The 13,746-nt window shown below is 67.6% G+C and carries 15 protein-coding genes; 4 read left to right on the top strand and 11 right to left on the bottom strand.

All coding sequences use genetic code 11. The features are described from left to right. Nucleotides 1-44 precede the first annotated feature (44 nt). The 10 genes from FHR32_RS34865 to FHR32_RS34820 all read right to left on the bottom strand — a co-directional run bounded on the left by FHR32_RS34865 (nt 45) and on the right by FHR32_RS34820 (nt 9,762). Nucleotides 45-1,067, bottom strand: a complete 1,023-nt coding sequence (locus FHR32_RS34865) for a hypothetical protein (protein WP_184758794.1) — start codon at nt 1,065-1,067, stop codon at nt 45-47. Beyond that, nucleotides 1,064-2,176 (bottom strand): TniB family NTP-binding protein, encoded by a 1,113-nt coding sequence (locus tag FHR32_RS34860; RefSeq protein WP_221466662.1) that lies wholly within the window; start codon nt 2,174-2,176, stop codon nt 1,064-1,066. Before FHR32_RS34860 ends, FHR32_RS34865 begins: the two co-directional genes overlap by 4 nt. Then, entirely contained in the window at nt 2,173-4,377 is a 2,205-nt protein-coding gene (locus tag FHR32_RS34855; RefSeq protein WP_184758793.1) for a Mu transposase C-terminal domain-containing protein, read from the bottom strand. The genes FHR32_RS34860 and FHR32_RS34855 overlap by 4 nt, the downstream gene beginning before the upstream one ends. After that, nucleotides 4,370-5,119: a TnsA-like heteromeric transposase endonuclease subunit gene (locus FHR32_RS34850; protein ID WP_184758792.1), complete on the bottom strand. Its 750-nt coding sequence runs from the start codon at nt 5,117-5,119 to the stop codon at nt 4,370-4,372. The genes FHR32_RS34855 and FHR32_RS34850 overlap by 8 nt, the downstream gene beginning before the upstream one ends. A gap of 141 nt (nt 5,120-5,260) precedes the next feature. Further along, nucleotides 5,261-5,866 (bottom strand): TetR/AcrR family transcriptional regulator, encoded by a 606-nt coding sequence (locus FHR32_RS34845; RefSeq protein WP_184758791.1) that lies wholly within the window; start codon nt 5,864-5,866, stop codon nt 5,261-5,263. A gap of 9 nt (nt 5,867-5,875) precedes the next feature. Further along, complete coding sequence (locus FHR32_RS34840) at nt 5,876-6,796, bottom strand: alpha/beta fold hydrolase (protein ID WP_184758790.1); 921 nt, start codon at nt 6,794-6,796, stop codon at nt 5,876-5,878. 463 nt (nt 6,797-7,259) lie between these two features. Beyond that, nucleotides 7,260-8,366 carry a DUF885 family protein gene (locus FHR32_RS34835; protein ID WP_184758789.1) on the bottom strand — a complete coding sequence of 369 codons (1,107 nt, stop codon included), beginning with the start codon at nt 8,364-8,366 and terminating at the stop codon, nt 7,260-7,262. 427 nt (nt 8,367-8,793) lie between these two features. Further along, on the bottom strand, nt 8,794-9,105 hold the full coding sequence (locus tag FHR32_RS34830) for a type II toxin-antitoxin system PemK/MazF family toxin (protein ID WP_184758788.1): 312 nt from the start codon (nt 9,103-9,105) through the stop codon (nt 8,794-8,796). Next, complete coding sequence (locus FHR32_RS34825; RefSeq protein ID WP_184758787.1) at nt 9,102-9,362, bottom strand: hypothetical protein; 261 nt, start codon at nt 9,360-9,362, stop codon at nt 9,102-9,104. Before FHR32_RS34825 ends, FHR32_RS34830 begins: the two co-directional genes overlap by 4 nt. 100 nt (nt 9,363-9,462) lie before the next feature. After that, entirely contained in the window at nt 9,463-9,762 is a 300-nt protein-coding gene (locus FHR32_RS34820) for a hypothetical protein (RefSeq protein WP_184758786.1), read from the bottom strand. Between the two features lie 275 nt (nt 9,763-10,037). On the opposite strand from FHR32_RS34820, the gene FHR32_RS34815 reads away from it, so the two are divergent. The 3 genes from FHR32_RS34815 (at nt 10,038) to FHR32_RS34805 (ending at nt 12,085) form a co-directional block, all read left to right on the top strand. After that, on the top strand, nt 10,038-10,292 hold the full coding sequence (locus FHR32_RS34815; RefSeq protein ID WP_184758785.1) for a hypothetical protein: 255 nt from the start codon (nt 10,038-10,040) through the stop codon (nt 10,290-10,292). Between the two features lie 155 nt (nt 10,293-10,447). Continuing rightward, nucleotides 10,448-11,317: a hypothetical protein gene (locus FHR32_RS34810; protein ID WP_184758784.1), complete on the top strand. Its 870-nt coding sequence runs from the start codon at nt 10,448-10,450 to the stop codon at nt 11,315-11,317. 33 nt (nt 11,318-11,350) lie between these two features. After that, nucleotides 11,351-12,085 (top strand): hypothetical protein, encoded by a 735-nt coding sequence (locus FHR32_RS34805; RefSeq protein WP_184758783.1) that lies wholly within the window; start codon nt 11,351-11,353, stop codon nt 12,083-12,085. Nucleotides 12,086-12,145: 60 nt separating this feature from the next. Here the strand turns inward: FHR32_RS34805 and FHR32_RS34800 are convergent, their stop codons facing one another. Further along, nucleotides 12,146-12,739: a dihydrofolate reductase family protein gene (locus FHR32_RS34800; protein ID WP_184758782.1), complete on the bottom strand. Its 594-nt coding sequence runs from the start codon at nt 12,737-12,739 to the stop codon at nt 12,146-12,148. Nucleotides 12,740-12,815: 76 nt separating this feature from the next. Between FHR32_RS34800 and FHR32_RS34795 the strand changes: the two genes are divergently transcribed. After that, the gene (locus tag FHR32_RS34795; RefSeq protein WP_184758781.1) at nt 12,816-13,382 is read left to right on the top strand and encodes a TetR/AcrR family transcriptional regulator; all 567 of its coding nucleotides are present in this window, start codon (nt 12,816-12,818) and stop codon (nt 13,380-13,382) included. The last annotated feature ends 364 nt before the right edge of the window (nt 13,383-13,746 follow it).

The raw sequence follows: 13,746 nt of genomic DNA, 5'->3' as shown, positions 1-13,746 counted from the left end.
TGCTGTTGGCCAGTTCTCGCTGAACGGATTGGAGGGCGAGCTGTTCATCTGAAGTGGCCCTTTTCTGGAAAAGGCTTGGGAACCCACTGTCGACGTTGCTCGGCTTGATGCCGCAGGCGGAGGTCACGGAACCGGTGACGATGGGCGGCGACCCAGTAGGTGAGCGCATCACGTTGTCCCCAAATGATCCGGCGTGTGGCCTGTGCACTTTGTGGGTGGGTTTCTCCCAGGCTGCGAGCGATGTGCTGGTAGAAGCGTCCGAGGTCGTAGTCCTCGGCCATAGCGACGTGCTGTCTCCAGTCCAAGTTGGTGAGAATCTCGGTGAGCGTGACGGCTTCAGGAAAAGTCACGATGGGCTGTCGGGGCGCGTCGGGAATGCCTAAGGCGACGGCTCGGGCTCGCCACCACTTGACAACAGTGGGGAGTCGGATGGGCGGGTGCGTGGCCCAGGCTTGGGTGATGTTCCATGCAGTGATCAGGAGGTCGCTGACCCACCCTGTGTCACGACGACCGGCGAGGAGCCGCTGGTAGCGTCGTTCTGCCGTGATGATTTCGTCGGCATGGCGCAGGTCGTACTGGGTGGTGTCGGCCAAGTTGCCCAGCCAGCGACGGTGACGGTAGCAAATCAGCGGTGATCGTGGATCGGTGGTGCGAACCAGCACGGTGGGCGGGTTTGGGTTGACGGCGTTGCGGATCTGGCAGTGGTGGCAGGCGAGCCGAGGGTTGGGGATCGGGGTATAGGTGTAGACGGCCGGACGGTCCATCGGCAGAGGCTTTTGGTAAGCGGGCAGACCCTGACTGAGAGCGGGAAGGGCACGGCGAAGGCGGTCGCGGGGCATCCCGGCGAAGACGGCCAGCCGGTCGGCGGCCTGGTCGTTGAGACAGGCATCATGACGGAACAGGTGGCGGCCAGTGCCGTAACGGTGTTCACCGATCGCGCGCAAGATGGCTGTGGAATACAGGTCGTTGGCCTCGGCCAGGCGGCGGGCGTAGGAGGGGATGGTCTCGCCACCGATCGGACGGATGGTAATCGGGAGCGTCCGGGCCGGCGCCTGCCAGAGTTTCATGGCCGGCCCCTTCGCCGGGCGGCCATGCCAGCGGTGGCGGGGCGCGGGTGCGGGACAGGGGAATACTGTTGTTCAGCGGTGGTGTCCAACAGCACCTCGTCCAGATGCTTCTTGGTGATCTTCTCGGTGCCGTCGGCGATGGCGTCGTTGGCGGCGTCATGGATGAGCTGGTCCAGGCTGCCGATCATGCCACCGGTGCGGCTGTGCAGGTAGTGGGCGTGTTCTAAAAGCATCCCGGGGCGATGCTTGTGCAACCGGAGGGGTTCTTCCATGCTCACCACCAGTTTGTCCCAGAGTTCGCGGTGGGCCTTGAGGCCGTAGCCGAACGCGGTGGTGGTGATGGTCTTGAATCGGCTGGCGAACTGCTGTCCGCGGGGCCCGTCGAACAGGGTCAGGTCGGGGGTGCCCGCGAACACGAAGGTGGCCGGGATGCTGTCGAACAGGTATTTCAGGTAGTCGGCGGCCTTGGCGCCGTCGGCGGTGCCCAGCTCCACTCGCTGGATCTCATCAACCAGGACCAGGCCGCAGCCGACCTTGCGCAGCACCGACACCACGGCGCGGGTGATGTAGGGCTCGCCGTCCCACCGGTTCACCGGCAAGCCGAGGAAGGCCGCCAGCTCCAGCGACAGTTTGACCGGAGTGGCCTCGTGCGGGGCGACGATGTAGGCCACTGGAATCCGGCCCTGCAAGCCGGGAGCACGACGCTGCTGGTCGATCTGGTGCTTCTTGCCGAGCTGGGTGATGCAGGTCGACTTGCCGGTGCCGGCGGCGCCCACCACCGCCAGCCCCTTGCGGCCGAGCTGCTTGCCGCGGTTGTTGCGGATCAGTTTCTGTCCGACCGCTGTGACTCGCATGATGTCGGGGGTGGCGACCAGCAGCAGTTGACTGTGGAACCGCTGCCGGACGTCGTTGTAGATATCCAGCTCAGGGTCGGTCAACGCGATCAGGTCAGCGGCCGACAGCAGCTCGGGCGGCTCGATGATGCCCTGGGAGGTGAATGCGGTGAAGCCCTCCCTGGTCGCCAGCGAGTGCTGGCCCAGGTCGTCGAAGATCTCCATCTCCGGCTGCGTCACCGGCGATCTCTCCGGTGGCTGGTAGTCGCTGCTCACCGGGCCAGGCCCTCCTGGTCGTCAGCGAAGGGATCGAAGAGTCCGAATCCGACGACCGTGCCCTGTAACGGCTCGTCCTCGTCGCTTTCGTCGGCGTCTCGATCGGTCATCTGGGCTGCCCGCGCTCGCCGGGCCTTCTGGTTGGCAGGGTGTCCAGCGACCGATGACTCTGCGGTTGTTACGGATTCCGCATCGGCCTGCTCAGTGATCTCATCGGCCGCGATGGTGCTGGCCGTGAGCGTGGGCAGCAGGTCAGGCGGCAGGTGATTGCGGACCGCCGCGGCGGCCCGGGTGCGAGCCAAGGCCCGCTCAGTCGGATCGGGGCCCTGCCCAGCCCGCCGCAGCAACGCGGCCAGCACCACCGCGACGGCGGTCTCGTTGGTGGCGTCTACCCCGCGCTGCGCGGCGATCTTGCGGGCGTGCCTCCAGGTGAAGTCGGCGAAGGGCTGCGCCACCAGGGACGCGTGACGCCACGGCGCCATGATCCACCCGCCCCGGTAGTGGTTGCGAATCCAGACCCGGGTGACGTCGTAAGGGTCGTAATGAACCTCCCACCGACCGCCCTTGGCCGTGATCGGCGACGGGTAGTGGCTGTAGGCGCGCAGCTCGGGGCAGGTATAGGTGCGGTAGTTGATCTGCACTCCGCCATCCCCAATCGCCCGCCACTCCGCCGGCAGCAACTCGATGTAGTCCTCACCCGACAACGCGATCGGGATGTAGCCCGCAGCCGTGACCAGGGCAGCGTATGCGTCGTTGGGGGAGGCGGGCTGGTCAGGGGTGAATGGGTGGCGCAAGCCTTCATGCGGTCGCGACTGCCACCCGGCAACAACCCACTCGTCCAGCTGTTCCTGCAGGTCAGGTAGTGACCACACCGCTCGCTCATCGACATCGGCGCCGCGGTGGGTGACATCCCGGCCGGTGTAGCCGGCCACGTGCTGGCAGAACAGGGTGTTGATCGACTCGAACGTCCGCTCCATGATCGCCTTGTCGGTGCCGGTCTGCTGATGGGCGGGCTGCACCGAGATGCCGAGGGTGTCGCAGGCACGTAGAAACACCTCCGACACGAACACCCTGCCGTGGTCAATCACCACGGTGTCAGCCGCTATGACCGGCTTGGCCGCCGCCAACTCCAGCCGCGTGTCGATGCTCACCAGCCGCTGATGCGGGATCCTGGAGGCCTTCATCGCCAGCGCTTCATCCCAGCCGGGCCGCATCGGCTCCGGCGTCATCATCCGCGCCAGGAGCAACGCCGCGTCCACCGCCTTCGCACCGACCGGGCGTAACACCGCAGCGCAGATGGTCCGGGTGGCGACATCAACCGCGGCGACCAGTTCGGGACGGCCGATCACCCCATCGTCCATCACCGCCATCACATCCAGCAAAGTGCCATCCATCTGGACCTGCTCGCCGGGCCGGGACGCGGTGGTCGCGGTAAACGCGCCCTCAGGGCGGTTGGCCATCTGGCGGCGGGTGGTCGCCGACCCGAAAGTGTGCTTCCCTGCCGCCAGCACATCCACCAGCTTGTAAAAGGTCGTCTTCCCCGGCAATGGCACTGTCCCGGGCCCATACTCCTCTTCCAGACCCTGCTTGATCTGGCTGATCACCCTGCCCTTGGTGCCCGTCGACGTGCTGGTCTGCGCGTCGATCACCCGGGCCGCGGCCTCGACCACACGGGCATCCACGTTCCCGGTCGGCTTGGCCCGCCGTGCGTATCGGGTGTCGACCAGCCCCCATAACCCCTGATCACGGTAGCGAGCACGCATCCGCCGGACCGTCCGGACACTCGCCTTCGTCCCCGCCCTGCACAACTCCTCTGCCTTGGCGCGCTCCCGCTCGACCAGAGAATGCAGCACCGGGTCGTACTCCGGACGAGGCTGTGTTCCCTCGGGTGCGCCCAGCGGGAGCCCGGTCTCCACCTCCACCAGATGCCGCTCCCATTCCCGGGCAGCCGTCAGCACCTGTTCTGGCAAGGTGGCCAACAACCCCAGCGGCGGCACCCGCGCCACGCGCCCGTCGCCCTGATCTCCCCCGCCCAAGACGGCGAAGTCCGGCGCAGCCTGCAGATACGGCGCCAGCACCACACTGGCCTCGTTCGCCGTCGACAACAACCGCACCGCGTTGCCGGACAATGCCACCACCTGGTGCTCGGCGCCCTCGAACCGCACCCGGTCGCCGATGCGCAGCACCGGCCGGTCAACCACGACGGCCCCCTGCCCCCATGGCCGTCTTCACGATGCTGCGGTCGCTGAGCACCAAAGACAGATCCGCCTCCAGCTCGTGCCGCCACATCAGGTGAAACAGCACCGGCAGCGTCGCGATCGGATCCCCGACCAGCTCGGCCCCGTCCATCAGGGCAAGCGGTTGGGCGAACACCTCACGCAACTGGGCCGCGACCGCCTCATCCATGCACCGCGGATGCCGGTAACCCGCCAACCACCGCTGGTTGGCCACCACCACCCCATTCATCGTGCCCCACACCGCATACCGCCATCCCAGCAGGTCACACGCCTGCTGCGTGGCCTGGAACGCCTCCCGGTCACTCTCACCGATCCGGTCCAGCGGCCGTGAGTCCAGCACCAGCACCCCGCCCCCGGCCACCCGGACGAAGAAATCAGGAGCATGTCTGCGTAGTCGGCCATCGACGCTCCATCGCAGCCAAAACGGCTGTGACGCAACCGCTGTCACCACAGGATCGAAGTCGATCGCGATCAGGTGGTCCCGCTCAACCCACGACTCGAACCCAACCAGGCGGCCCATCGTTGCCGACCAGTACCAGCCCGGATAGTTCCGCTGCCCCGCGTATGACGGAAACGACCGGACCGGACGAGCCGCCTCCAGCTTCACCCGGCTCAGCTCCTCCAGCTTCACCGACCGTTCGACGCCGTCCGCATCCACATAGGCCACATCGAACCTGCTGGCCACATCCAGCGAATCCGCACTCACTTAGTCATCGTGGCCACATCTCCGCGGACTGGCCACCTACTTGGCCAGATCTCCTTGGAATCGGCCACATCAACGATGACCTGACAAACGTGCCGCCAGCCCCAAACGAGCAGAATTTTCCCTGATCAGAGGTGCCGTGGATCAAGAGATCGCCGGTCCGAACAGGCGGTCCAGGTGGTAGTCGATGATTTTGGTGGCGGCCTCGTGGCTACGCTGTTGACTGAGGACGCTGGAGGTCAGGCCGTTGGCGAGAGCCAGAAGGCCGGCGACTTCGGTACGCGGGTCACGATCGGGGGCGATGTCCCCGGCCTGCTGTGCGGCGGTCAACCGTACGGTGAGGAAGTTTTCCAGTGCGTTGGGCAGGGTGAGCCCGACCGCGGCGAGCGCCGGGTCGGTGAGGGCGGCGGTGTAGTAGGCGGTCCAGGCCATAGAGTCCAGTGTGCTCTGCTCATCGAAGGGCAGGATCGTGCCGAGGACGGCGGCGAAAACGCCTCGTGGTGTCAGCTCGCCCATGGCGGCGGCCCGCTGCTTGACCCGGCGGTCCATGCGGGCACCCAGCTCGGTGAGGCCGGACTCAAGCAGGGCCTGCTTGTTCGTGAAGTAGTACTGGACGACGCGCAGTGAGACCCCGGCCTCGGCGGCGATCTCACGCATCGACACCGCCTGCAGGCCGCGGGTGCTGGCGATGCGCAGCAGCGCCTCGGTCAACTGGCGCCGCCGCTCATCATGATCCACCTGTCGGGGCATGCCCGTTTCCTACCTGTTGTTCGTGCCGTGCTTCGGAGGTGTGCTCCTGGGCCGCGCCTGGCTGGGAAAGGTGAGGATCCGCTCGGCGACCAAGTCCGGAGCTTCGACGGGCAGCGAATGTCCGGTGCCGGGCACGATCTCCACCCGCCAGGACGGTGCGATGTCGGCCAGCCGCGCGGCCAGCGCCCGCGCGTCGAGCAGTGCGCTGCGGGCGCCCAGCAGCACCTGCACGGGCACGGACACCTCGCGTATCTGCTCGTCGGTGTAGGCGGGCGGGATGGGCACACGTCGGCGGAAGGACCAGCCGGCCCGCATCAGCTCCACCAGCCCATCCTCGCGCAGCACCCCGTTGTCCACTACGTCGGCCATGCGGTGTCGCAACGTACGAGGAAGCATGGAGGCGATGGCGCCGGCGAGGGCCCAGCGGATGAACCGCCTGGGCAACGGCGCGAAGCCGCCCGGGTCCACCAGCGTCAGCGCCGCGACCCGGCCGCCCCCGCCGAGTTGCTGTTCCACCGCGGCCCAGCCGCCGGCGGAGAAACCCGCCACGTGCGCGCGCTCGGCTCCGACCGCGGCCAGGACGTCGGTGACCCAGCCGCCGACCTCGGCACCGGTCGCGAGCGGCCGCCTCTGAACCGAGCGGCCGGGCTCGCCGAGCGGGTCGACGGCGAAAACCGGGCGCGTGCGCGCCAGCGGCTCGATGTAGCGGTACCAGGCCAGCGCGTTCCCGCCGGCACCGGCCAGGAGCACCACGGGATCCCCCTCGGCGGGCCCGGCCCGGTGGATCCGCACGCTGCCTGTGCGGGTCTCGACGTCGAGGGCGTCCACCGGCACCGGCCACAGCTCGCCGAGCACTCGGTCATAGACGGCGTGGTACTTGTCACGGGCGGAGTCGCTGGTGAAGGCGGACGGCCGGTCAGGCATGCGCATGGTGACCTCATCTCCCGAATGGATACAGTCGTATCCTAACAATGCGCGGGGCCGACTGCCGCGGTGGAGTGCGGGCCAATCGCTCGACCGGATCGACCGCGAAGGAGCCATCCGGCTCAAACTGTCAGTTCCGGATTGATCTGGCCGCTGTTCATGACCCGGCGCTCAACGCCATCCACGCCGACGTACGTCGCCTCGAAACCGTTCGACCACATCCAGTGAACACGCCGCTCACCCGATCATCATCCTGGCCACATCTCCCCGAACTGGCCACCTACTTGGCCACATCGCCGCGGAATCGGCCAGATCAACGGCGACCTGACAATAGGCCTCTGGGGAGGACCGGTGCGGAGATCAGCGGTAGAGCGTTGATCTTCGTATTGATTCGGTGGCAGGGCAGGTTCGGCCTGGTTGAGGAACCGATTGCTGCCTGTTCTTCAGCAGCGTGGGAAGCTGTCGGTCCTCAATCCGATGCTCGCCACATCAGATGAGAACCGACACCTCTTCGCCACTGGCTCCGCCAGATCTCTTGAGAACTCGCCACTCCGGCTGCGACCTCACACAGGTCTTCGGTCGGCGGAGTGTAGTAGGGAGACCCGGAGGCCGAGGCGGGAGCGATGGCCACCTGGAGCGTGCGCAGCGAATCGGCGATGTCGAAGTGCGTGCCGTGTAGTTCGCCGGCCTGGTCGTGCCGTTCCTGCAGCCATGCCCGGTAGGCGTCCGCGCCGACCACGCAGTGGCTCTGGTCGAGGAGCGCGCTCACCTTCTCCCAGCTCGCACCGGGGCGGACGCGCTCAACCTCGTCGGCTATCTCCGCCTCGATCCTGCCCAGCTCGGCCCAGCCCCACGCGTAGGCCTCGGCCAGGTCGATGTCGGCGCCGAGACTCTGCCGGGCGGCCACGGCATAGCGTTCGGCGCCGACCCCGTCCTGCTCCGCCGCCCGGGGCACGTAATCCTGACGCAGGTAGCGGGCCGTCTCGGTGTAGGCCATGTGCGCCAAGGCCGCCGCCCGGGCAAGTTCACCGGCCAGCCGGCCGTCGCCGTAGGAAGTCACCAGAGCGTCGTGAACCCCGGCGAAACGCTCTGCCTGGGCGGCAGACTCCAACGCCTGTCGCCGGGCCGCCGTCAGCCCTTTCTCCAGGCCGAGGTCGAGGCTCGTGCACCAGCTCACCAGCATCACCGGCACGGCCGCCAGGCGGGCGGCGACATTGCGCCACTGATCGTCGTCACTGCGTGGGAGCAGGTCAACGCTGTCGCGGATGAGGTTGAGCAGTCCGAACTGGCCGCGCAGCATGCGCAGTGGTTCCCCGCTCGCGTGCCAGGCCGACTCGGCCTCCAGACGTTTCCGTAGATGCTCGGCGGCGTGCCGGTCGGCCTCGGAGGTCACGCGCAGCCCAGCGAGCTCGGCCAGGGTGCGGTGGATCAGCTCGGCTCGGGCGGCATGGCCATCTGGGCTGTAGTCGGTGGCCGCGACGAAGCCGCCGGCGACTCCGCGGATCTCCGCGCTGATCGGGTCGAGCGTGGTCGACTTCCCGACATACCCATCACAAAGCTCGAAAATCGGCGTCATCCGGTCACGGTAACCGGGCCGTAGTGCGTCACCGGTGAGGCGCGTCGACAGCCTGACCGTAGATGAAGTAGACCGACTTCCCGTGATGCCGCCGAAGGACTGAGCCAAGACACCCTGTTTCTCATTTGAAGTGGCGGGTTGCCGGGAACAGCTTGGGGAACCACTGCCGCCGCTGCTCGGCCTGGTGGTTGCGTCGGATGGTGGCGAACCGGCGCCGGCGCGGCTGGCTTCGGGTTGGTGGTCTGAGACCGACTTCGGCTGGCAAACGTCCGCTTTGGGGGCGTCGTAACGCTGTGTCGGGTTCACATCCAACGATCTTCGCTAAATGATCTCTTTGTAATGGACGCTGGCGGGCGAACGCGGGATCCCGAAGGGTAGCCGGTCCAGGGGCGGCCTCGGTGGCTCCTGGACCGTCTCAGGCGTTCGCTCAGCCCGTGAGGCCGAAAATGGTGCTGATCATGCCGCGCACCGTGGCCAGTTGTGCCTCTGGTAGGTCGCCCACTTTGCCCTTTAACCGGACGGCGGCCACCGTGGAGATCCGGTCCACTATGGCGGCCTGGCCCTCGCCGACGTCGATCGCGAACGCCGTCAGGGTGTTGGCCATGTCGGCGGATTCGACGTGCGCGGTGAGTACGTTGTCGTTGTACAGCGTGTGGTAGAAGTCGCCGGACACGATGAGCCGGACTTCCTCGCGGTCGCCGAGCGCGACCGACCACAGCTCCCCGAAGCGGTGGCTCACGCGGCCTCGCTCGAACGGCGCTCGTCGGCGGCCCGCGTGGTGTCTTCGGTGACGATCTGCTCGTCGGCTTCCTGTGTGGTGGACGCGTCAGCGCCGTACACCGCAGCGCGTGCGGTCGGGCTGTGGGTGGCGGCGATCTCGCGGAGTGCGCCACGCTCCAGGACGGTCGAGACGCTGAGCCCGTTGGCTTCGGCATGCTTGCGTACCGCCTCCAGGATCCACGGGGCGATGCTCACTGAGGTCTTCCCTTTGGTCATACGTAGAGTGTACCTACGTGGTATTCCATCGAGTAGGAAGGCAGCGAATATGCGTCTCGGTTTTTATTACCGGGAATCTGAATTCTCACAGGAAGATCGCTTATTGCTGGGAGCCGTCGCGGTGCGGCTCTCCAGAGCGTTGAGCCGAAAGACTGTCAGGTGGTTGAAGCGTCGGCCGTTCCTCAGCCCCGCGTGCCAGAGCCTCCAGCCTCCTGCTTTGCCTCCGCAACGCCTGCAGCGTTTTCTTGCGTGGGGGCGGCACCTTCATGACCTCCCGCAGTGCGTACGCGGCCTCGGACATGTGGCCGTTGTCGATCAGCCATTTGATGAAGGCATCACTGCCCCACCATTTTCCGCTGCGCCAGTAGGCCGTCAGTGCGTCGCCGAGGTCGGTCGCCATGCGGGGTTCGGTGAGCGGGGCGACTGGTGGCGGTTCGGCTGGCGGTAGGTCGGGGTGGTGTCCGTTGACGCTGCTATTGCCCGCCTTGAATCGTGCCCAGAGCCCCATACATGCCCCTCGCCGTCGGGTACCGAGACGTGCGCCATCAAACCGGACGCTACGAAGCCCTGGCCTGGATGGCTAGGCAGGGCTGACTGACGTCGAGGAGATATTGTCCTGACCCGCTCGATCTTCGAGAGCTCGGCAGGTCCGGAGTAGGGGCGCCGTTAAGAAACGTGCCAGCAGCCCCAAACCAGCAAGACCCGCCGCCCGCCGTGTGGAAGACCGACGAGCTGGGAGAGCAGTGGCTGCCCCGCCCAGGCGGGCCCCTGCCCCGCCTGTCGCCCCGCCTGGAGACCATCGCCATCACTGGCGCCTTCAACTCCCGGCAGTACGACTCTCCATCCGAAGCCCGCCAAGCCGTGATCTCCGGCGCGGTCGCGTGCGGCTGGCAGCTCTCCGACGTCACCCGCCGTCTCTCTGGTGATTGATTTGGCCTCGCATCGTTCTACGCCCGGTACGGCGGCGAGCGGGAGCAGCGCAACGCGCTATGAGCCGACTGGGAAAAAGCAGTGCCCTGGATCGCAGGGAGAGAATCTGGCCGTGAGATCCACACACGGGGGAGAACTCACGGGGGGTCCGGCAGGTGTCCCTCGAAGGGTTGCGGCTGGAGGTGAAACGTCCGACCTCCGAAACCGACACGGTCGCGGAGCTGCAACAGACACGACGCTGGTACTCCGCCATGCGCGCTGCCGAGTCGTACCGGTGGACCGGAGCCCGCGGCCTGACCATCCGCCGTGTCCTCCGAGCTGTACTCAAGGCCGCTCAGCTCCGTCACTCCATGGTCATCGACTTCGGGATCCGGCACCTTGCTCTCTTGGCCGGTCTGGACGAAAGCACCGTCGCGAAGATCCTCCGCATCCTGCGCGATGAAGCGGACCCGTTCATCGACCTGGTGCGAGCTCACCACGGCGACCGGGCCGACACCTACCGGCTTCTCATCCCCCAGGGGTACGCCGAGGCTGCCGCGTGGCGGCGCTTCCAGCCCGGCCGCCTCGGAGGGATCCACCCGGTATTCCGGATGCTGGGCTCCCCTGCCGCGTTCCTGTACGAGCATCTCCCCACTGACACGCCGACGAGCAGGTTCGAGCTGCGCTCCCTCACTGGCCTGTCAGCGACCGCAGTCTCCACGGGCCTGCTCGCTCTCGCGGAGGAAGGGATGGCCGAACGGGTGCGTGGTGGGTGGGTTCGTGGGCCGGCCGACCCCGGCGACGTCGCCACCCGGCTCGGCGTGCCTGAACTCGTCAAGCGGATCATCGCGAAGTACCGGCGGCAGCGCGCCGAGTGGAGGAGGTTCCTCGCGGTCGTGGAGGCGTTCGGCCGTCAGGACATTCACCTGGAGAATCACCCGATTCCGTTGCAGGACATCGCGGATGCGGGCCCGCCGCCGTGGATGGAGGCCGAGCCGCACGGGCCACCTTCCTTGGTCGGGGCCGGAATAAGCGCTGAACCCTAGATCATTCTGGGGTGATCGCCTTACCTTGGTGTCATGCCTTCCGAGGCCACGCCGCCCGCCCCGTTCGACGTTGCTGATCCGACCGACGCCGATGATGCCGCACGGCTGCTTACCGAGCGGTACGCGGCCGGTGCTGACCGGCTGGCGTGGCAGGAGCAGGGCGTCACCCTGTCGCCGGAGGCCGCGGCGCTGGCGGTGCTCGGCGACCCCTCTCCCAGCCCTGACGCGCTCGTGGCCCTGGTCGCGTTGACGCCGCGCGGCCAGGATGTGTGGGACTTGTACGAGCATCTCGCGATGACGCTCGCCCGCAGCCTGGAGCAGCCCGTGCCGTGGGAGACACTCGGCCGCGCTCTCAACACCTCCAAGCAGGGCGCCAAGCAGAGGTTCGAGCGCAGGCAGCGCGACGCGGCTCGCCTGGATGCTTACCGGCCGGAACTTGAGCGACCCCGCCCGGCGGCGGCCGGGCAGCGGGCATGGCTGGATGAGCACGCCGTCGAGCTGCGGCACGTCGTGACGCTGCTGCAATTTCACCGCGCCGAGCTGCTGGCCATTGACACGCACGTCGCGTTCGCTGTGCATGACCTCGGCCGCATCCACTACATGCTCGGCGACGCCGACGTGCTGGCTGGCGCCCGCCGGGTGATGGCCGCGATCGAGCAGGCTCAGCAGGACCGGGCGGCGCTGCCTTCATGGGATCAGGTACGGCTGACCGAGCGGGCATGGCAGGTTGTGGACCGACTTGCTGTGCTTGTGAAATTAGCGCCATAAAGCCCCATTCGGGCATTTACGGCTCATATCGGTAGGACGCCGGATCGAGCCGCCCAAGGGTTAAGCGCCGGCCCGCCTCGCGTGCCAGGTGATACTGGCTCCGTTCGGGAACGACCTGCGGTCGGTCGGGGTGAACGCGGTGGGACGGAATCCGCCATCGACGAGGGCGGCGCCCGCGCCCGCCACCACGGGATAGCTCTTGACGATCAGTTCGTCGATCTCGGTCAGCAGCGAGTTGGCCAGCCCTCCGCCGCCGCAGAGCCAGACGTCCAGCCCGTCCTCGCGCTTGAGGTCCCGGACGAGCGCGGCGGGGTCGCGCACCAGTTCCACCGCCGGGTCGTCGATGCGGTCCAGGGAGCTGGAGGCGACGTACTGCCGCAGGTGCGCGTACGGGCTGCTGATCCCTTGGTCGAGCACGGCCCGGTAGGTGTTCAGCCCCATCAGGACGGTGTCGAAGCGCCTGTTGGGGACGTCCACGAGGCCGGCGTGCGGACGGTACTGCGTGGGAACGGTCTCGGGATAGCGCTCGTTGACCCAGGCCATGTACGCGGCGGCGGCCTCGCCCTCGCCGACCGGGTAGAAGTCCGCCTCCCCGCCGGGGCCCGCGATGCGGCCATCGATGGACACGCCGATGTAGTAGACAAGCTTTCGCATGCAATAACTCCAGATGTAGCACTCTGTTCGTAGTGGTTTGAATCGTAGTACTACAAGTGGAGTGGTGTCAACCGAGATGCGACAGAACCGGGCGAGGCGAGCCGCGCTGCTCGACGCCGCCATCGACGTGCTGGCTCGCGAGGGGGCGCGCGGCCTGCCCTTCTGCGCCGTTGACGCTCAGGCGGAGGTGCCCGGCGGAACGGCGTCCAACTATTTCGCCAACCGGGACGACCTGCTCACCCAGGCGGGCGGCCGCATCTACGAGCGCCTCCAGCCGGACGAGGAGACCGTCGCCCGCCACCTGGAGGGCGCGCAGGACCGGGAGAAGTTCGCCGCAGTGATGCGCGAGACCGTCCGCCAGGTCGCCGGTTTCCGGACGGGATACCTGGCGCTGCTGGAACTGCGGCTGGAGGCGACACGGCGTCCCGAACTGCGGGCGTTGCTGACGCGGAGCGTGCGCGCCGACGTCGATGCCAACGTCGCCGGCCACCGGGCGTCCGGGCTGCCCGGTGACGCGACCTCGGTGCGGCTGCTGCACATGGTGCTGAACTGGCTGATCGTCGAGCGCCTCACGCTGCCGGAGGTGTACTCCGAGCAGGAGGCCGACGACCTCGTCGCCCGCGCCGTGGAGCGGCTCGTCTAGCCTCGCTGCGCGCCGGACGGCCGCCGCCCGCGAGCCCTGGACGCCAGCCTCCTGACCTCGACGGCGACCTGCTCCCAGGCGGGCGCCGGGAGATCGTGGCCGACGCCGGGCAGACGCCGCGGCGGCCGGCGACCCGGTCACCGGCGGGGGGGAGCGCGTGGCCGATCTCGCCCAGAGCGTCGCCCGTCTGGCTTCGGCCGTCGGCTCCACCGCTCGCGGTCACGCGGCCACCGTCGCCGACTCCGGCACGCCACGCGTGTGGGCGTCCTGACCGCCTCACCCGTCCAGGACGTCCCGCAAAACGTCCCGCAACGCGACCAGGACGTCCCAGACGTCCCCGCCGAGGACGCAGATGTCCCCCGGG

Origin of the sequence: Streptosporangium album, assembly GCF_014203795.1 — a bacterium.
Lineage (GTDB): Bacteria > Actinomycetota > Actinomycetes > Streptosporangiales > Streptosporangiaceae > Streptosporangium > Streptosporangium album.
This window is presented reverse-complemented; position numbering and strand designations above follow the sequence as displayed.

Coding starts and splice junctions, on each gene's coding strand:
- FHR32_RS34795 (WP_184758781.1), top strand. CDS start 12,816: ATGCGACAGAACCGGGCGAGGCGAGCCGCGCTGCTCGACGCCGCCATC.
- FHR32_RS34825 (WP_184758787.1), bottom strand. CDS start 9,362: ATGACCAAAGGGAAGACCTCAGTGAGCATCGCCCCGTGGATCCTGGAG.
- FHR32_RS34805 (WP_184758783.1), top strand. CDS start 11,351: ATGCCTTCCGAGGCCACGCCGCCCGCCCCGTTCGACGTTGCTGATCCG.
- FHR32_RS34835 (WP_184758789.1), bottom strand. CDS start 8,366: ATGACGCCGATTTTCGAGCTTTGTGATGGGTATGTCGGGAAGTCGACC.
- FHR32_RS34865 (WP_184758794.1), bottom strand. CDS start 1,067: ATGAAACTCTGGCAGGCGCCGGCCCGGACGCTCCCGATTACCATCCGT.
- FHR32_RS34840 (WP_184758790.1), bottom strand. CDS start 6,796: ATGCGCATGCCTGACCGGCCGTCCGCCTTCACCAGCGACTCCGCCCGT.
- FHR32_RS34800 (WP_184758782.1), bottom strand. CDS start 12,739: ATGCGAAAGCTTGTCTACTACATCGGCGTGTCCATCGATGGCCGCATC.
- FHR32_RS34820 (WP_184758786.1), bottom strand. CDS start 9,762: ATGGCGACCGACCTCGGCGACGCACTGACGGCCTACTGGCGCAGCGGA.
- FHR32_RS34845 (WP_184758791.1), bottom strand. CDS start 5,866: ATGCCCCGACAGGTGGATCATGATGAGCGGCGGCGCCAGTTGACCGAG.